Annotated in this window: 16 protein-coding genes; 7 read left to right on the plus strand and 9 right to left on the minus strand. The window is 72.2% G+C overall.

What is annotated here, in order from left to right; translation table 11 throughout:
• The first annotated feature begins 25 nt into the window (after positions 1-25).
• Positions 26-133 carry a GlsB/YeaQ/YmgE family stress response membrane protein gene (locus ASF23_RS17090; protein WP_082474297.1) on the plus strand — a complete coding sequence of 36 codons (108 nt, stop codon included), beginning with the start codon at positions 26-28 and terminating at the stop codon, positions 131-133.
• A 219-nt stretch (positions 134-352) separates the two neighbouring features.
• On the opposite strand, the gene ASF23_RS17095 is transcribed toward ASF23_RS17090, so the two are convergent.
• Both ASF23_RS17095 and ASF23_RS17100 read right to left on the minus strand, forming a co-directional pair.
• Entirely contained in the window at positions 353-964 is a 612-nt protein-coding gene (locus ASF23_RS17095) for a TetR/AcrR family transcriptional regulator (RefSeq protein ID WP_082474284.1), read from the minus strand.
• Between the two features lie 189 nt (positions 965-1,153).
• Positions 1,154-1,777: a hypothetical protein gene (locus ASF23_RS17100; RefSeq protein WP_055956631.1), complete on the minus strand. Its 624-nt coding sequence runs from the start codon at positions 1,775-1,777 to the stop codon at positions 1,154-1,156.
• Positions 1,778-1,953: 176 nt separating this feature from the next.
• Here ASF23_RS17100 and ASF23_RS17105 point away from each other — a divergent pair, with 176 nt between their 5' ends.
• From ASF23_RS17105 to ASF23_RS17115, 3 genes are all read left to right on the plus strand, one after another.
• Positions 1,954-3,042 carry an alkene reductase gene (locus ASF23_RS17105; RefSeq protein ID WP_055956876.1) on the plus strand — a complete coding sequence of 363 codons (1,089 nt, stop codon included), beginning with the start codon at positions 1,954-1,956 and terminating at the stop codon, positions 3,040-3,042.
• Positions 3,043-3,160: 118 nt separating this feature from the next.
• Positions 3,161-3,847 (plus strand): maltokinase N-terminal cap-like domain-containing protein, encoded by a 687-nt coding sequence (locus tag ASF23_RS17110; RefSeq protein ID WP_055956633.1) that lies wholly within the window; start codon positions 3,161-3,163, stop codon positions 3,845-3,847.
• Positions 3,848-3,882: 35 nt separating this feature from the next.
• On the plus strand, positions 3,883-4,695 hold the full coding sequence (locus tag ASF23_RS17115) for an endonuclease/exonuclease/phosphatase family protein (RefSeq protein ID WP_055956636.1): 813 nt from the start codon (positions 3,883-3,885) through the stop codon (positions 4,693-4,695).
• On the opposite strand, the gene ASF23_RS17120 is transcribed toward ASF23_RS17115, so the two are convergent.
• The 5 genes from ASF23_RS17120 to ASF23_RS17140 form a co-directional block, all read right to left on the minus strand.
• Positions 4,692-5,471 carry a hypothetical protein gene (locus ASF23_RS17120; protein ID WP_055956639.1) on the minus strand — a complete coding sequence of 260 codons (780 nt, stop codon included), beginning with the start codon at positions 5,469-5,471 and terminating at the stop codon, positions 4,692-4,694. The genes ASF23_RS17115 and ASF23_RS17120 overlap by 4 nt on opposite strands.
• A gap of 160 nt (positions 5,472-5,631) precedes the next feature.
• Positions 5,632-7,995: a PEP-utilizing enzyme gene (locus ASF23_RS17125; RefSeq protein WP_055956642.1), complete on the minus strand. Its 2,364-nt coding sequence runs from the start codon at positions 7,993-7,995 to the stop codon at positions 5,632-5,634.
• Positions 7,996-8,250: 255 nt separating this feature from the next.
• Complete coding sequence (locus ASF23_RS17130) at positions 8,251-9,336, minus strand: alcohol dehydrogenase catalytic domain-containing protein (RefSeq protein WP_200919394.1); 1,086 nt, start codon at positions 9,334-9,336, stop codon at positions 8,251-8,253.
• Positions 9,333-10,835, minus strand: coding sequence for an aldehyde dehydrogenase family protein (locus tag ASF23_RS17135; protein ID WP_055956879.1), 1,503 nt, complete (start codon positions 10,833-10,835; stop codon positions 9,333-9,335). The genes ASF23_RS17130 and ASF23_RS17135 overlap by 4 nt, the downstream gene beginning before the upstream one ends.
• Positions 10,832-12,058 (minus strand): cytochrome P450, encoded by a 1,227-nt coding sequence (locus ASF23_RS17140; RefSeq protein WP_055956646.1) that lies wholly within the window; start codon positions 12,056-12,058, stop codon positions 10,832-10,834. Before ASF23_RS17140 ends, ASF23_RS17135 begins: the two co-directional genes overlap by 4 nt.
• A 149-nt stretch (positions 12,059-12,207) precedes the next feature.
• On the opposite strand from ASF23_RS17140, the gene ASF23_RS17145 reads away from it, so the two are divergent.
• From ASF23_RS17145 to ASF23_RS17155, 3 genes are all read left to right on the plus strand, one after another.
• On the plus strand, positions 12,208-13,947 hold the full coding sequence (locus ASF23_RS17145; RefSeq protein ID WP_200919395.1) for a PEP/pyruvate-binding domain-containing protein: 1,740 nt from the start codon (positions 12,208-12,210) through the stop codon (positions 13,945-13,947).
• A 136-nt stretch (positions 13,948-14,083) separates the two neighbouring features.
• The gene (locus ASF23_RS17150; protein ID WP_055956650.1) at positions 14,084-14,440 is read left to right on the plus strand and encodes a VOC family protein; all 357 of its coding nucleotides are present in this window, start codon (positions 14,084-14,086) and stop codon (positions 14,438-14,440) included.
• A gap of 31 nt (positions 14,441-14,471) precedes the next feature.
• Positions 14,472-14,774 carry a hypothetical protein gene (locus tag ASF23_RS17155; protein ID WP_055956653.1) on the plus strand — a complete coding sequence of 101 codons (303 nt, stop codon included), beginning with the start codon at positions 14,472-14,474 and terminating at the stop codon, positions 14,772-14,774.
• Positions 14,775-14,939: 165 nt separating this feature from the next.
• Here the strand turns inward: ASF23_RS17155 and ASF23_RS17160 are convergent, their stop codons facing one another.
• Positions 14,940-16,136, minus strand: a complete 1,197-nt coding sequence (locus ASF23_RS17160) for a GDSL-type esterase/lipase family protein (RefSeq protein WP_055956656.1) — start codon at positions 16,134-16,136, stop codon at positions 14,940-14,942.
• 9 nt (positions 16,137-16,145) lie between these two features.
• On the minus strand, positions 16,146-16,751 hold the full coding sequence (locus tag ASF23_RS17165) for a TetR/AcrR family transcriptional regulator (RefSeq protein ID WP_055956659.1): 606 nt from the start codon (positions 16,749-16,751) through the stop codon (positions 16,146-16,148).
• Positions 16,752-16,955 lie beyond the last annotated feature (204 nt).

Consider the following 16,955-nt stretch of genomic DNA (forward strand, 5'->3'; position numbering starts at 1 on the left):
GTTCCTCATCTTCCAGCACGACCCGATGGACGGCTTCTTCCAGCCCGCCGGCATCATCGGCTCCATCATCGGCGCGATCATCGTGCTCTTCATCTACCTGCGCTTCGCCGGTCGGAGCGCCTCGCGTCGCTGACGCGACCACACACGGACTGGAGGGACGGTGCCAGCTGGCACCGTCCCTCCAGTCCGTCTGCGCGTGCGCCGCGCACGTCACGCGCGGTTCTGCGCCGGCACGTGTCCTGAACACGCGCCTCCGGGCCGAACACCCGGATCACCGTGTTCTCGCCGGACCGGCGTGTTGAGAACACCCGCCCCAAGCAGCGCGCGGGGGCGCGGCCCGTACCGACGATCGCTACTCCACGCCCCACTCGCGGACGAGCATCCCGAGCGAATGGTCGAAGGCCTTCAGGAGGTCCATCCCTGGTCGGAGCAGGGACTGCATCCGGTACCCCTCCCAGATCGCCACGATGTGCTCCGCGGCCCGCACGGCGTCGAGCCCGACGGGGAGACGACCGAGCGCGATGTCGTGCTCGACGCCCGTGATGATGATCTGGTGGTACGCCTCGTACCGCGTCTGGAGGTAGGCCGACGACGGGTGGGTCGGGTCGGTCGCCTCGGCCAGGACGGACAGCAGCATCCGCGGGAGCATCGGCTCCGCGACGGTGTCCTCGACGAGCCGCCGCATGTACATCAGGATCCCCTGGTCGCGGGCGACGTGGGCCAGACCGCCCGTCCGCTGGTTCTGCCACGCGTTCACGGTCGAGAGGATGAGCCCCTGCCACGACGGGAAGTACTGCTGCACGTCGTCGATCGACATGTCGAGCTCGTCGGCGATGTCCTTCATCGTCGTGCGCCGGTAGGACTGGCGGGAGAAGACCGCGATCGCACCCTCGATGATCCTGACCCGCTCCTGCAGGTGGTCCTCGGTGGCGGGTGCCGGTGCCACGCTGTCCGGTGCGTCCATGGCGGGTTCCTTCGGTTCGGGAGCGATCGGCGACGGCCGGGTCGGCGGTGCGGGCGATCAGGTGTCGTCGTTCGGGGATCACCGGTGACGATCGCGGTCGACGATCGCGTTGGTCCCATGGAACACGGCCGGACGGCCCCACGGATAGCGCCAGTTCTGGGGGTCAGCGCCTCGGTGTCGCGGGCTGGCTCAGCCGATCCGGAGCGACCGCACGACGTCCTCGACGGCGGCGAGCGGCATCCGTTCGGCGAACGACGCCGCGCTGCGGAACGGTCGGAACAGCTCGTCGCGGCCGTCGACGACGAGCACGATGTCGGCGGTGCGCTGGATCCGGCGCCGACTCGGGACCGCGACTGCCCGCGTGATGGTCTCGAGGCCCCAGGACGACTCCGGCTCGGCGTCCCGTGCGGTGGCCCAGATGCCGACCGTGCCGTGGTCGACCACGAGCGAGCGGGTCCCGGTGTGGACGCCGCGTCCGACGGTCACCACGAGCGCGTCGGGGAACCGTCGGCGGAGGACCCGGTCGCGGTTGATCCGGGGGATGCTCGCGACGACGATCGCGATGACGATGATCGCGAACGCGGTCGCGACGATGAGGGCGTTGCCGGCTGCGCGCATCCGGCCGGACTCACCGGCGACCAGCATGCCGACGATCGCGAGGACGAGGAGGACGATCGCCACGGTGCCGCCGACCGTGAACGGGAGACCGCGGAGCGGACGCGCGCCGCGCGCTGCCCGGGCGACACGGGTCGCGTGCGACGCCGTGTCGGTCTGGAGGCGCGGCACCGGTCCGGTCGTCGGCTGACTCGTCATGGTCGGACGGTATCCGATCCCCGCGGGGAGTCGCCTCCCCCAGTGCGGGGAGCCGGCGGCGGTGCCGGGTGTACCGCACCGCGCTCCGAGCGCGGCACCGCTCTGCGGGGCGGTGTCGTGGCTGGCGAGCGGTGTGTTGCGGAATGGAACTCGGCGCGGCTGCGTTCGGCCCCACGATGAACATCTTCGACTCCGCCCAGTTCGGCGACCTCCAGCTCCGCAACCGCATCGTCATGGCTCCGCTCACGCGCACAAGGGCCGGCTCGAAGGGGATCCCGAACGATCTCCTCGTCGAGCACTACGCCCAGCGCGCCGGCCTCGGTCTGATCGTCACCGAGGGGACCTGGCCGATCCAGGAGGGGCGCTCGTACCCCGGCCAGCCCGGCATCGAGACCCCCGAGCAGATCGCCGGCTGGAAGCGCGTGACCGACGCCGTGCACGCCGAGGGCGGCACGATCGTCATGCAGCTCATGCACGGCGGACGTGTCTCGCACACCGACATCTCCGAGACGCCGCGGATCGTCGGCCCGAGCGCGATCGCAGCACCCGGCGAGACCCACACCGCGAACGGCAAGGTCGCGATGCCCGTGCCGCACGAGCTCACCACGGACGAGGTCCGCGAGGTCGTCGCCACCTTCGTGCAGGCCGCCCGCAACGCGATCGAGGCCGGCATGGACGGCGTCGAGGTCCACGGCGCGAACGGCTACCTGGTCCACGAGTTCATGTCGCCGGTGTCGAACGTCCGCACCGACGAGTACGGCGGGTCCCCGGAGAACCGGGCACGCCTCGCGGTCGAGGTCGTCACCGCCGTGGCCGAGGCCGTCGGCGCGGGCCGCACCGGCATCCGCCTCAGCCCGTCGCACAACATCCAGGGTGTCCTCGAGGAGGACGCCGACGACGTCCGTGCGACCTACACCGCGATCGCGGAGGGCATCGCTCCCGTCGGCATCGCGTTCCTCGACGTGCTGCACGCCGAGCCCGCGGGCGAGTTCGTCCAGCACCTCCGGACGACGGTCGGCGCGCCGTTCATCGCCAACACCGGCTTCGCGTCGGTCACCACGCGCGAGGAGGCCATCGGCTACGTCGCCGACGGTGTCGCCGATGCGGTGGCGACCGGGCGCGCGGCCATCGCGAACCCCGACCTCGTGGTGCGCTGGGAGCAGGACGCCGGGGAGAACACCCCGAACGCGAACACGTTCTACGGCGACTCGGCCGAGGGCTACACCGACTACCCGACGCTCGCCGAGGCCCGCGTCGACGCCTGAGCGGCCCCCGCAGGTCCACGACGCCCCTCCCGCACCGATCTGCGGGAGGGGCGTCGTCGCGTGTCCGCCCGACCGCCCCGGACGCCGGCGGTCCACCACCGGCCGGTACGCTCCGGGCATGGCTCTCCTGCACCGTTCGACGATCGTCCCCGGCAAGCTCGACCTCGCCGCCGCGTGGATCGGTCGGCAGCCGTGGTGGACGGGCGGATCCGACACGTCGCTGACGAAGCCCGGGGCGTTCCGCCTCGACGACCCTGAGGGACGAGTCGGCATCGAGTTCATCGTCGCGGGGACCGTGTCGGGGGCGCTGCTCCTGCTGCCGCTGACCTACCGTGACGCCCCGCTCGAGGGTGCCGAGGCCGGACTCCTCGGGACGATGGAGCACTCGGTGCTCGGGACCCGGTGGACGTACGACGCCGCGGTCGACCCGGTGGCGCTCGCGGCGGTCATCGAGGTCGTCCGGACCGGGGGGACGCAGGCGCGCGAGATGATCGACGGCCCGGACGGACCCGTCGAACGGGTGCCCTCGGTGCTCGCGCACGGTTCCGTCCGCGCCGCGGGCGATGGTCGCACTGGAGGGACGGTGCCGGTCCTCGGGATCGCTCCGGCCTCGGACGTGGTTGCGGCCTCCGACGTGGTCACGTCCTCGGACGCCGTCTCGACGACGGTCACCCTGCCGAACGCGCAGCTGGTGGTGCGCCGCCTGCTCGACGGGCGGTGGACGCCGGACGACGCCACGGGCCTTCTCTCCGCGACGTGGGGCGACGTCGTGGACGTCCCCATCGTCGCGGTGCGCTCCGCCTGAGTCCGCGAGGTCGACGGCCCCGGTACGGTCGAACGGTGTCGAACACATCAGCGCCGCTGACCGTCATGACCTACAACATCAAGAACCCCGAGCCGGAGCACCACTGGGAACGACGGTTGCCGGTCCTGCTCGACGTGGTCCGCCGGAACGCCCCGGACGTGCTCTGCGTGCAGGAGGCCTTCGCCGGCCAGATGGACGACCTCCGCGCCGGTCTCCCGGGATGGGCGGACATCGGACAGGGCCGCGAGGGCGGGACGGCCGGCGAGCACTCCGCGGTGTTCTTCCGGGCGGACCGGCTCGAGCTCCTCGGCGACGGTGTGTTCTGGCTCTCGGACACCCCGGACGTGGTCGCCTCGAACACGTGGGGGAGCGTGTTCATGCGGATGGCGACGTGGGGACGGTTCCGGGACCGACGCACCGGGGGCGACTTCACCGTGCTCACGACGCACCTCGACCACGAGGCGTCCGCGAACGGCGACGAGGTCCGTCGGCGGAGCGCCGAGCTCATCGCCCGGCGGATGGCCGAGGTCGACGGGCCGGTCGTCGTCACCGGGGACTTCAACGAGGGGGCGGGACTCGGTGCCGCGACGCCGCCGTTCGTGTCGGCGGGCTACGTCGACACGTGGACGGCGGTCGGGGCGACGGACCCGGTGTCGAGCTTCAACGACTGGCGGCCGCCGACGTCCGACGGCGTCCGCATCGACTGGATCCTCACGCGCGGGGACGTCGCCGTGGAGTCGGTTCGGATCGACCACGACGGGCCGGAGACCTGGGCGGCGAGTGACCACTTCCCGGTCGTGGCGACGCTCCGCCCGGGCGGGCCGTTGGAGGGAGCTCGGACGCCCTAGCAGTCGGCCGAGGAGTGCACCGGCATCGGCGACCCGAGGACCGTGACCGTCGTGCCCGAGGTGATCGCGCTGACGCCGTTGACGCCGTCGCGTGTCCGATCGCCGTCGCCCGCGCGGGACCAGCCGCGCTCGAGCACGATCTGCCAGTCCGCGTCACCGTCGGAGCCGTAGGACTCCTTGTCGGTGTCCGGGGCGGCTCCGACCCGGTCGGCGATGTCGTCGCCGACCGACACACCGTCGGGACCCTGCAGGTGGATCGTGGAGCCGGAGCGCGACCGGACGCTCGCGGCGAGGATGCGGACGTCGTACCCGTTGCCCGCGGCCGCCGTCGTGGCGAGGTCGATGATGCGGAGTGCTCCACCCCACGTGTACGAGGTGCTGGCCGGGACGCAGTGCGCACCGTCCCCGACCACCGTCTGGGTGACCTTCGGGCGGCCGAGCAGCGCGGTGAGGGTGGCGATCGTGCCGTCCGTGTCCCGCATCGACCGGGTGCGGAGGAGGTCCGGTCCGGTCAGGGCGAGCTGTTCGGCGTCGAGCTGGATGGTGTCGGTGCCGCGCAGCAGCCGACGTTCCCGGGCCGTGGCGCGCGCCGACGCCGAGGCGTCCGGGACCGTGCCGTCGTCGGCGACCGCACTGCGTCCGATCGGCCGCGACTCCGACCGTGGCCCCGCGGCGGAGCCGGGATCGCCGGGCACGGCGACCGCGCCCACGGCGGTGCACCCGCTCACGAGCAGGGCGACCGCGGCGAGCGTCGTGATGAAGAGACGACGAGCCACCCCTCGACGGTATGGGGCGTTCTCCGCGGGGTGGACCGTCGTTATCGAATCGGTTCACCCCTGTGGCCGACTCGTGACCTGGGGAGGACGGGGCGGGACACGCGTGTCGGACGCGCCCCGTCCCTCCAGTCCGATCCCGGACCGCTCGTCCGGTCCTGGCCTACTCGTCGTCCTCGGTGCGGACGCGACCGAGCGTCGCGATGAGGTCCTCGTGCAGTTCCATCCACACGTCGTGGTACGAACCCGACAGCGGGCGTGCGAGGGCGTCGCGGTCGCCAGCGCGGTACCCGGCGATCGCGGCCTCGAACCGGTCGCTGTACCGGCCGAACCGCGGGTCGACGGACACGAGTTCGCCGATCACGCCACCGATCGTCTGGTGCACGGCGTCGAGGCGGTCCGCGACGTCCGCGCCGGACTGCGCGTCGGTCGTCAGCTGCTTGAAGTCGCGGTTCGGGAAGAGGAACGACTCGTAGACGCCGCTGATCGTCGCGCGATCGGCCTTGGAGAGCCGGTCGTCGGCGAGCAGCACCGAGCGGGCCCGGCCGGCGGGGGTCAGCGTGTGCATCGCCCGCTTGCCGCCGGTGACCTGGGTGTGACCGCGCTCGTCCGTTCCCGCGAGCGTCGACTCGATGACGACCTCGGTCAGCCCGGTGCTCTCCACGATCTGCTCGGTGGTCGCGAAGCCCCGGACGCGTAGGGCCTGGAGCACCGTGAACTCGGACCCGTCGGAGGCGATGTCGTCGGTCGTGTGCTCGGACACCTGGTGTGCCCACGAGCCGGTGAGGAACAGGCGCGGGATCATCTCGGTCGCGAGTCCGGCCACGATCGTGTCGTAGCAGGCCGCCACCGCGGGGTGGATGTCGAGGAAGTCGTGGTGCTCGGTGAGCTCGTCGACCATGCCGGCGGCGCGGGCGAACGGCAGGGCGAACCCGGCCGTGTACGTCAGGGCGCCGGCCTCGATCTTCTCGCGCTTGTCCATCTTCGCGATGCGCCCGTAGAGCGCGGCCGACTGCTGCTCGGCCTGGGTGCGGAGGGCGGTCATGTCGTCGAGGTCGAGCTGGGTGATGCCCGACATCGGTGCATCCCAGGTCGGACGCGAGTACGCGGCGACGTGGGTGATGTACGGCACGTAGTTCGCCGGCTTCGTGAACACCGTCGAGATGTCGACCACCTGCACGTCGAGGCCGGAGTCCGGGCCGAAGAACATCGCCGTGGTGACCGACCAGGGCAGCGGCGACGCCGGGTCGTTCCAGTGCCAGGCCGGCTCGTTCAGGAAGATGTCGCGGACCAGGACGAAGCCGCCGTCGTCGGTCGGGTACGGGCCGTGGTCCGAGACGCCGAGCCGGTTGTCGAAGTGCAGCAGGAAGCCCATGAGCTCGGCCGCGCCCTGGAAGCGCTGGAAGGTCGACCGGTCGGCGTCCTCGGTGAGGGCGATCCGGTCCGCGGTGAAGCGGTCGATCCAGTCGCGGTCGAGCACCTCGGCGCGGTAGTCCTTCATCGAGGTGAGGATCGGGCCGTTCCCCCAGAAGCCCTTGTACATGCGGCGGACGACCCCGAACGCGTCGCGGATGCGGTCGCCCTTGTAGTCCTCCTCGTGGAGGTTCAGCTCGAGGGCGATGCCACGGCCGAACGACGGCGCGGTCGCCATCGCCCAGATGTGGAGCATGTTGATCTTCGTGCCGATCTCGCGCTTCGCCGTCGCCGCGATGTCGATGACACCCTGCTTGCCGACGCCGTCCTCGATCGCGCGGAGCCACTTCGGGTGCATGAACCAGCAGTTCATGAGGCCCATCGCCTCGTACTCCTGGCGGGGGATGAGGCCGGACTCGCCCTCGGTGGCGCGGGAGGCGAGGGCGTCCCACTCGTTCCACGTGTAGTACCCGATCGCGTCGTTGACCTCCTCGCGCGTCAGGTCGGGGAGCGCGTCGTCGTCGACGTACAGCACCTTCGTGGTCATCTTCTCCTGCATGACCCGGTCGCCCTCGACGCCCTTCGGGACGACGCCGCCGAACTTCTCGAGGAGCAGCATGATCTGCGCGAGCTCCTCGGCGCTCATCGCGGGTGCGGCGCTCTCCGGGGCGGGGGAGTCGTCGACCGGGGCGCCCTCCTCGACCAGGACTCTGCCCTGCGGTCGCTCGCTGACGTCGAGGCGGATCCGGACGCCGTCGGCGGGGATCGTCTCGCCGCGGCCCGTCCGGACGCCCTTGTCGAAGGTGACGCTCATGACGGCGGGGATGCCGTACTCGCGGCACAGGATGCCGAGGTGGCTCTCCGGGGCGCCCTGCAGGGTGACGACGCCGCGGACGCCGGCGTTCAGGGCCATCGTCAGGAAGGTCGTGGTGCCGCCTCGGGAGAGCACGACCACGTCGGACACGTCGGCGTCGTCCGCGACGAAGGCGATGACGTCCTCCGGTGTCTCGAGCCACTTGACGACGCCCTCGACGACCTGGTCGGTCTCGTAGACGGTGAGGCCGGTCCCGACCTGCTCGAACGTCGTGCCGTTGTCGGTGATCTGCTGGGACATTCGTCCTCCGGGGTTCGGGCGCGACGTCGCGCTGCGATGGGTTGCGAGTGATCCGGACCGGGAGGGGCCTCGGATTGGTCGACCGGCCGGATGGTGTTCCTGTCGATCAGAACCTAGTGCGTGCGGCGGCCGGAGCGCACGAGGACGCGGTCGACGGCCGATCGGACCTGTCGCTTTCCGGGCGGAACGACGAGATCGGCGGAGAAGTCGGGGGAATCGGTCGCTGTGCGGGCAAACCGACACACCCGCCGCGGGTCAGGGGGTCACGATCACGCGGAGGACCTGGCCGGCGCGCTGCTCGGCGGCCGCGGCCTCGAGGCCCTCGAGCGGCACGACCCGCTCCAGGAACGCATCGAGCCGGAGTTGGCCGGTGCGCCACAGCTCGGTCATCCTCGGCACCTGCACCCGCATGTCGCTCGACCCGTAGAACGAGCCCGTGATGCTCTTCGCCTCGTGGAACAGTTCCTGCGCGCTGAAGGACACCATGTCGTCCGCACGTCCGGCGCCCACCACGACGACCCGTCCGCCGCGTCGGGTGGCGTCCCAGGCCGAGCGGATCGTGCCGGAGACGCCGACGGCGTCGATCGCCACGTCGAACCCGCCGCCGGTCTCGACGGCGGTGGACGGCCCGCGCTCGCCCGGGGCCGCCGTGACGATCGACCCGAGCGACTCGGCGAGCCGGCGCCGCGCAGGATCGGGGTCGACGACGGCGATCAGGGACGCACCGGCGATCCGTGCGCCCTGCACGGCGTTCAGCCCGACCGCTCCGGCCCCGATCACGAGGACGGTCTCACCGGGTCGCACGCCGGCCGTGTCGACCGCAGCGCCGAAGCCGGTCGGGACCGCGCAGCCGAGGAGCGCCCCGACCTCGAACGGCACGTCGTCGGGCAGCGGCATGAGGGAGCGGGCGGGCACGACGGTCTCGGTGGCGAGGGTCGCGGTGCCCATCCCGGCCACCACCGGTGTGTCGCCGACCGACAGCGCTGCGCCCTGGTCGGCGGACCGGGGACGGTTCCGGCAGATGTACGGCTGGCCGGCACGACAGGCCGAGCAGTGTCCGCACGCGGGGACCCAGCTGAGGACCACGCGGTCGCCGACCCGGACGTCCGTCACGTCGGCACCGACGGCGATCACCTCGCCCGCGCCCTCGTGCCCGAGGACCGCCGGCAGGGGCTGCCCGAAGTCGCCGCGGGCCAGCGACAGGTCGGTGTGGCAGAGTCCCGCCGCGCGGATCCGGACGACGGCCTCGTCGGGACCCGGGTCCCGACGCACGACGTCGTCGCGGACGGTGAACGGACCGCCGGGCTCGAACACGACCGCGGCGCGCATGGTGGCGCTCACGCGAGGGGGTCGATCTCGTCGAACGTGCCGTCGTCGGGCACCGGGTCGCCGAGGACCGCCTTCACCTCGAGGTACTCCTCGATCGCGAACGGCCCCATCTCACGACCGAGCCCCGACTCCCCGTAGCCGCCGAACGGCGACACCGGGAGCGCGGGGGTCCGGACGCCGTTCACCCGCACCTGGCCGGCACGGATCCGCCGTGCGAGGTCCCTGGCCCGCGCATCGGAGCCGGACCACACCTCGCTCGACAGGCCGTAGGGGGTGTCGTTGGCCATCCGGACGGCGTCGTCGGGACCGTCGTGGCCCTGGACGACGAGCACCGGCCCGAAGACCTCCTGACGGACGATGTCGTCCTGCTCGCCGACGTCGGTGACGATCGTCGGGTGCATGAACCACCCGGTGCCGTCGACGGCCGTGCCGCCCGTGGCGATCGTCGCACCGGCAGCCCGGGCGGCGTCCACGAACCCGAGGACCTTCGCGCGCTGCCCGGCGGACACCATCGGGCCCATGGTCGTCGCGGGGTCCAGTGGATCGCCGAGCACGTAGGCCTCCGCAGCGGTCACGGCCACCGCCACGGCTTCGTCCAGCGCGGCCCGCGGCACGATAAGCCGGGTCGGGGCGTTGCACTTCTGCCCGGCGTTCGTGAAGCAGTTCTTCACGGTGGTCCGGACTGCGGTGGCGAGGTCGGCGTCGTCGAGGACCACGGCGGGCGACTTGCCGCCGAGCTCCAGCGTCGCCCGCTTGATACGGCCGCCGGCGACCGCGCCGACGTGGCGACCCACCCCGAGCGAGCCGGTGAACGACACGACGTCCCAGGTCTCGTCCTGGAGGAGCGCCTCACCCGTCGTCGCGCCGGTGCCGGTCACGACGTCGAAGACCCCGGCAGGGAGCCCCGCACGACGACCGAGCTCGGCCAGGAACAGCGCGCCGAGCGGGGTGAGCTCCGCGGGCTTCAGGACGACGGTGCACCCGGCGGCCAGGGCCGGGGCGAGCTTCGCGACGATCTGGTGGAGCGGGAAGTTCCACGGGGTGATCGCGAGGACGACCCCGACGGACTCCCGCACGATCGAGCTCCCCGAGGCGTCGCGGGTGTCCCACGCGAACCCGCGCGCGATGTCCGCTGTGGTCCGGAGCACCTTGACGGGCAGGTCGACCTGCACCGCGCCGGATTCCCGGAGCGGCATGCCGATCTCCCGCGAGGAGAGTGTCGCGAGCTCGTCACGGTGCGCCTCGAGCTCGCCGGCCAGGCGGTCGAGCAGGTCCGCACGTGCGGACGGGGCGAGCGCTGTCCAGCCGGCCCATGCCTCCCGTGCGTCTCGGAGCGCGCGCTGCGCGAGACCGGGGGATGCGTCGAGGACGGTCCCGATCACCTGCTCGGTCGCCGGGTCCACCACGTCGAGCGGGCGCTCGCCGTCCGGCGAGACCCAGTCGCCGCCGATGAACACGGACCGCTCCGGCACCACGACGGGGTCGGCGGACACGCCGGTGATCCCGCTCATGCGCCGACCACCCGGACCGGCACGCGGTCCCACCCGCGGAACAGGTTCACCCGCAGCCGCTCGGGCGCTCCGTCGAGCGACAGGCGGATCCCGCGGTCGAGCACCGCGCGGAAGAAGGACCGGACCTCGGCCCTGGCCAGGTGCGACCCGAGGCAGAAGTGCGCGCCCCAGCCGAACGACAGGTGCTCGTTCGGGGTGCGGTCGAGCCGGAAGGTCTCCGGGTCCTCGAACATCGCCGGGTCCCGGTTCGCCGCGGAGAACCACAGCACGACCTTCTCGCCGGCGGTGATGTCGCGCCCGCCGATCGACAGGTCCATCGTCGCCGTCCGTCGCATCGCCGCGACCGGGCTGACGTGGCGGAACATCTCCTCGACGGTCGGCGCGAGCAGGGACCGGTCGGCCGCCAGACGCCCCCACGCATCGTGCTCGTCGAGGGCCACGGTGCCACCGGACACCAGGTGCCTGGTCGTCTCGTTGCCGGCCGCGACGAGGAGGATGTAGTACGCCGCGAGCTGGTTCCAGGTGAGCGGCTCGCCTCTCACGGCGCCGTTCGCCATCACGCTGATGAGGTCGTCCTGCGGGTCCGCGCGCCGGGTGTCCGTGAGGTGTTGGAAGTACCCCATCAGCTCGTCGCGCGCCTCGGCGAGGGCGGCAGCGTCCACGACCCCGTCCGGGTCGGAGCTCGTCAGCCGGTTCGTCCAGTCGACCATCCGGGGTGCGTCCGCGGCGGGGACCCCGAGCACGCGTGACAGCACGAGCATCGGCAGTCGCGCGCTGACCGTCTCGACCAGGTCGAACGACCCGAGCCGCTCGGCGTCGTCGAGGAGCAGGGTCACCGACTCCTCGATCATCGCCATCCACCGTTGGATCTTCACGGCGCGGAGGTGCGGGATCGTCACGCGGCGGAGGGCGACGTGCTCCTGCCCGTCCATGTTGTGCAGGCTCTGCAGGGCGCCCTCCACCTTGCGGTCGAGGATCTGCGTCCCCTCGGCGGCGGTCAGGCGGTCGGTGTCGCTCGCCGCGGCCTTGACGTCGGCGTACGTCGTGAGCGCCCAGAACCCGGGACCGCGCTCCGACGGTGCATTCCAGTGCACCGGGTCGTGCTCCCGCAGCTCCCGGAACACGGCCATGTCACGGTCCTCGGTGAACGCCCGGAGGTCCATGAGGTCGATGTCCCGCGGGTCCGTCGTGGCACGGTCCGCGGGTGCGCTGTCGATCGTCATGCGAGAGTGCCTCCAGCGAGCGCGGCGTGCTGCTCGGCCGCATCGAGTCGGGGCGCGGCGACGACGCCACGCGGGTGGAGGAAACGGTACACGGGGTCGGCAACGAACTGAGTACCGTTGACCTTCGATCCGCCCCCAGGAGTGTGCCCGTGACGACAGTCCCCGAAGCCGTGTTCGCCTTCGACCACGACCACGGTCGTCCGGCGCGCGAACTCGCCGACCTGCTCGGCGGCAAGGGCGCCGGTCTCGCCGAGATGACGGGTGCGCTCGGCCTCGACGTCCCGCCCGGCTTCACGATCGCGCTGCCGGTGTTCCGGATGTGGCGTCACGGTGGGTGGCCCTCCTCGTTGGACTCGGTGGTCGCGTCGCACGTCGCGGCGCTCGGGGAGCGGATGGGGCGCACGCTCGGCGATGCCTCGGACCCGCTCCTGCTCTCCGTTCGGAGCGGTGCTGCCGTCTCGATGCCCGGGATGCTCGACACGGTCCTGAACCTCGGGCTGAACGACGAGACCGTGCGTGGACTCGCGGCGGCCACGGGCGACGAGGCGTTCGCGTGGGACAGCTACCGCCGGTTCCTGCGCATGTACGCCACCATCGTGATGGGCATCGACCCGGGGGCGCTCGCCGAGTCCCGGCCGGTCGCGTCCGTCATCGGTGCCGGGGACGGACGGGCGCGTTCCGCTCAGCGGGATCGCGCCAGCGATCCGCGGAACGCGCCGGGCGAGCCTGCGAGCCCGGGGCACGCGTCCGCCTCGTCGGTCGCGGACCTCCAGGCGCGCATCCTGGCAGCCTCCGGCCGGTCGGTGCCGAGCGACCCGGCCGAGCAGCTCCGCGAGGCGATCGAGGCCGTGTTCTCGTCGTGGGACAGCGACCGCGCCAGGGCGTACCGGCAGCGCGACGGCATCGACGAGGACGCCGGGACCGCCGTCAACGTGCAGGCCATGGTGTTCGGGAACCGCGGGACCCGCTCCGGCACCGGCGTGGTGTTCACCCGCGACCCGGCGACCGGCGAGCCGGGACCGTACGGCGACTACCTCGTCGGCGGGCAGGGTGAGGACGTCGTCGACGGCAGCGCCCACCCGATGCCGATCCGGGAGCTCGCCGACGAGGACCCCGAGGTCTACGCCGACCTCATGGCGGTGCTCCATCGGCTCGAGGCGCACTACCGGCAGGTCTGCGACGTCGAGTTCACGGTGGAGGAGGGTCGGCTCTGGCTGCTCCAGACCCGCCCGGGCAAGCTCAGCGCCGTCGCTGCCGTGCGGACCGCCGTGGACTTCGTGGACGACCCGGACGTCGACCTGACGCCGGCCGAGGCGGTGTCGCGTGTGCCGGAGCCGATCCGGCTGCGGGCGCGGGGCGATCTCGGGGACGCGGGTCGTGCCTCCCGGCTGTCGGCGGTGCCGGCCTCCGGCGGTGGCACGGACGACGCGCTCGTCGACGACGCGCCCATCGACGACGCGCTCGTCGCGACCGGACTCGGGGCCTCACCGGGGACCGTCACGGGCGCGGTGGTGTTCTCGTCCGAGGCGGCGCTCGAGGCGACCGACGACGTGGTCCTGGTGCGCCCGGAGACCTCGCCGAAGGACGTCGTGGGGATGTCTGCGTCGGTGGGCATCGTCACCACCCGGGGCGGACTGGCGTCGCATGCGGCCGTCGTCGCTCGCGGATGGGGCATCCCGGCCGTGGTCGGTGTGGCGGCCCTGACGATCGCCGATGACCGGGCGACCGGGCCGGGCGGCGTCGTGATCAGTGCGGGCGACGTCATCACGATCGACGGGAGCACCGGGCAGATCTGGCTCGGGGCACGCGAGGCGGCCGCCATGTCCGACACCGACCGGGAGGCACTCGAACGCCTCGAACGCCTCGAGTCCTGGGCCGCCGGAGCCTGAGGGCCGTGCGACGGAGCTGCTGCTCGGACGCTCCTGCTGTCCGCAAACCGCGGCGGACTCGGCCGGCTCCGACGGTCCACCGAGCACGGTGGACGGACCGGCGGCGATCGTCGTCGGAGCAGACGAAGGAGTTCTGATGGCGAACGGTGTTGCAGCAGTGTGGGTCCCCGTGACGGACATGAGCCGGGCGGTGGCGTTCTACCGCGACCACCTCGGCCTCACGGTGACGAGCGAGGACGAGGACTGGTCCGAGATCGACGGGAACGGCCTCCTGATCGGACTGAACGGCCGCGAGAGCGCCTCGGTGTCGTCGGAGGGCGGCGCGGTCATCACGTTCCAGCCCGACGGCACGATCGACGACGAGGTCGCGCGGCTGACGGAGGCCGGCGTCGAGTTCACCGGCGGGATCTCCGACCACGAGTGGGGCCGGATCGCGCCGTTCAAGGACTCCGAGGGCAACGACCTGCAGTTCTACGTCCCGCCGACGAACTGAGCACGAGGACGAGCTGAGCCGGTCCTCCGCGGTGGGTGACGACGAGGACGAACGCTGGTTCGTCGTGGACGGGAGGCGATGGCGGCGGACCGACCCGAGCCTCCCGGCCGACGTCGTCACCCGCCTGCAGTCGCACCTCGGGCGTGGACGCTCCGGCGTCCGGGTCGCGAAGCGCGCCGGTGACGACGACGCCGTCGCTGCCGCGCGGAAGCGCAACGGGCTCGCGAAGCACGGGCTCGGGGAGCGCGGTCCGGAGTGGTGGGAGGAGCCGGAGGCGGATCGGCTGGCCCGGGCGCTCGATGCGCTGCGGGAGCTCGACGCCCTCGACGACTGAGCAGGAGTGAGGCCGGAGCCCGGAGCAGGGGTCGGTGCCCGAACGGTTCTGCCCCAGCGAGCGTCGACTGGCCGAGGGACTCCCTGGCGCAGTTGACGCTCGCTGGCACAGAACAGGTCCGAGCGAGCGAGCGAGCGGGGCCGGGCCGGACGGGGCAGACCGCCCTCAGTCCTTGCCCTCGAGCGCCGCCGTGACCGCCTCCGCGAGCATCCGCTGCCCCTCGTCGTTCGGGTGCAGCTGGTCCGTGGTCGAGATGCCCTTCCGGGGGGTCGACCCGTCGCCCGGGGGGAACACCGACGCCAGGTCGACGTACGCGGACCCGGTGGTCGACGCGACCGAGCGCATCGCCCGCTCGTACGCCGACCAGGAGGACTTGACCGTCTTCAGCTCGGTCGCACTCGGCTGCTGCTCCCCGATGACCAGGACCGACGGCTTGGTCGGCAGCGCCTGGATCCGCCGGACGAACGCCGTGTACCGCGAGCGGAACTCGGCCGCCGTGACGACCTGCGCGTCGTTCCCACCGAGTGTGATCGTGACGAGGTCGGGAGCCGCCCGCCGCATCGCACCGAGGAAGCCGTCGGTGTCCTTGGTGAACAGGGCCACCGTCGCACCGGAGTGTGTCGCGTCGAAGAGGGTGATGCCCTTGCCCCGGTCGCCGTTCCGGACCGTGAGGCCCTGCAGGTCGAACGCGCCCTTCGCGGTGATCGTCACCGAGTGCTCCCCGGACGACAGCCCGTGCACGGCCGTCAGCTGGGAGGCGCTGTCCGAACCGTCGGTGTCGACGGACTTCGTGGCACCGTCGTCGATGGCGTACGTGAACTCGCCGGAGCCCTGGTACCTGGTCCACCAGATGTCGAGGTCGGTCCCGGTGAACCGGTAGGTGCGCGTCGCTCCCGCCTGCATCGAGAGCGCGCGGTACCCGAGGTCGGGGATCGTGTCGTCGAAGGCGCTGTCCCCGCTGTGCGCCGTGGACCAGTCACCCCAGGTGGAGTCCGGTGCGTACACGGCGAACTGCGCGGGCAGGTAGCCGACCCCGCCCGGGGCGCCGGTCGTCGGGTTGGCGGCCCTGAGGTCCGCGAGCGTGAGGTCGATCCACCGGTCGGACCGGGCCGAGGCGCCCTGGCCCTCGCTGAGGGAGTCCCCGACGGCGACCCAGTTCGCGGCGGCGTGGGTCCGGTCGGCGAGCGCGGTGTCCCAGGTGCCGAGCGGGTCGGCCGGGGTCGAGGACGTGGTCGGAGTCGACGTCGGAGCGGGACCCGACGACGAGCACCCGGCCGCGGCGAGGACGACCACCACCGGGAGTGCGATCAGGGCGCTGCGGAAGGCTCTGGGCCTCCGGCCATCGGACTGCCGTCGGCTCATGGCCCGATCCTAATCGGGGTGTGGTGTGTGCTTCGTCGGCGCGGTCGGGACCGTCGTGCTCATCACCGCGAGACGCGCGAGCGTCTCGTCCACGTGGTCGACCATCGGTCGGCCGGCCTCGTCGTCGAGCCACCGCGCCGACGCGACCGAGAACGCCGTCACGCCGAGCTCCGCCGCGAGGGTCGCGGACAGCTCGTCGGCACCGCGGGCGATGAACCCCGCGCGCATGGCGTCGCCGAGGACCGATCGCTTCCAGAGTTCGCGCTCCCGGAGGCCGTCGTCGGACAGCACCACCGCCCGGTGGGCCAGGAAGTGCCCGCGCGCCGGTTCGAACTGCGACACGGCGAGTCGGCGGAGTCCTGCGGCGATGACCTCCATCGGAGGCAGATCGGGTGGCGCGCTCGTCATCACCTCGGCCACGACGCCCGGCAGGTCCTGTTGGTAGGCGAAGAACACCTCGCGCTTGTCGGCGTAGTGCCGGAAGAACGTCCGGGTCGTGAGCCCCGCCCTGGCCGCGATCTCCGGGACCGTCGTGGCCGCGAACCCCTGCTCCGTGAACAGCTCCATGGCGGCCTGCGCGAGACGTCCTCGCGCGTCGGGCTGCCATCGACTCATGTCCCCGATCCTAGTCATGACAGATCGTGTCATCGCGTGTATGGTCATGACACGGCGTGACATCAGGGCACGTCCGAGCGAGACCAGGGAGCACCACAATGCCGGACGCAGCATTCATCCTCGGGGCCACAGGCAGGACCGGTCGCGCGATCGCCGTGGACCTCGACGCCGTTGCCGCAGGCCCGTCGACACCTGCGGCGGTCA

It is taken from the genome of Curtobacterium sp. Leaf261, assembly GCF_001422205.1.
Taxonomy (GTDB): domain Bacteria; phylum Actinomycetota; class Actinomycetes; order Actinomycetales; family Microbacteriaceae; genus Curtobacterium.

What these genes read in the sequence shown, in the direction of transcription:
- ASF23_RS17090 (WP_082474297.1), top strand. Translation starts at nt 26, where the DNA reads ATGGACGGCTTCTTCCAGCCCGCCGGCATCATCGGCTCCATCATCGGC.
- ASF23_RS17095 (WP_082474284.1), bottom strand. Translation starts at nt 964, where the DNA reads ATGGACGCACCGGACAGCGTGGCACCGGCACCCGCCACCGAGGACCAC.
- ASF23_RS17100 (WP_055956631.1), bottom strand. Translation starts at nt 1,777, where the DNA reads ATGACGAGTCAGCCGACGACCGGACCGGTGCCGCGCCTCCAGACCGAC.
- ASF23_RS17105 (WP_055956876.1), top strand. Translation starts at nt 1,954, where the DNA reads ATGAACATCTTCGACTCCGCCCAGTTCGGCGACCTCCAGCTCCGCAAC.
- ASF23_RS17110 (WP_055956633.1), top strand. Translation starts at nt 3,161, where the DNA reads ATGGCTCTCCTGCACCGTTCGACGATCGTCCCCGGCAAGCTCGACCTC.
- ASF23_RS17125 (WP_055956642.1), bottom strand. Translation starts at nt 7,995, where the DNA reads ATGTCCCAGCAGATCACCGACAACGGCACGACGTTCGAGCAGGTCGGG.
- ASF23_RS17135 (WP_055956879.1), bottom strand. Translation starts at nt 10,835, where the DNA reads ATGAGCGGGATCACCGGCGTGTCCGCCGACCCCGTCGTGGTGCCGGAG.
- ASF23_RS17140 (WP_055956646.1), bottom strand. Translation starts at nt 12,058, where the DNA reads ATGACGATCGACAGCGCACCCGCGGACCGTGCCACGACGGACCCGCGG.
- ASF23_RS17150 (WP_055956650.1), top strand. Translation starts at nt 14,084, where the DNA reads ATGGCGAACGGTGTTGCAGCAGTGTGGGTCCCCGTGACGGACATGAGC.
- ASF23_RS17160 (WP_055956656.1), bottom strand. Translation starts at nt 16,136, where the DNA reads ATGAGCCGACGGCAGTCCGATGGCCGGAGGCCCAGAGCCTTCCGCAGC.
- ASF23_RS17165 (WP_055956659.1), bottom strand. Translation starts at nt 16,751, where the DNA reads ATGAGTCGATGGCAGCCCGACGCGCGAGGACGTCTCGCGCAGGCCGCC.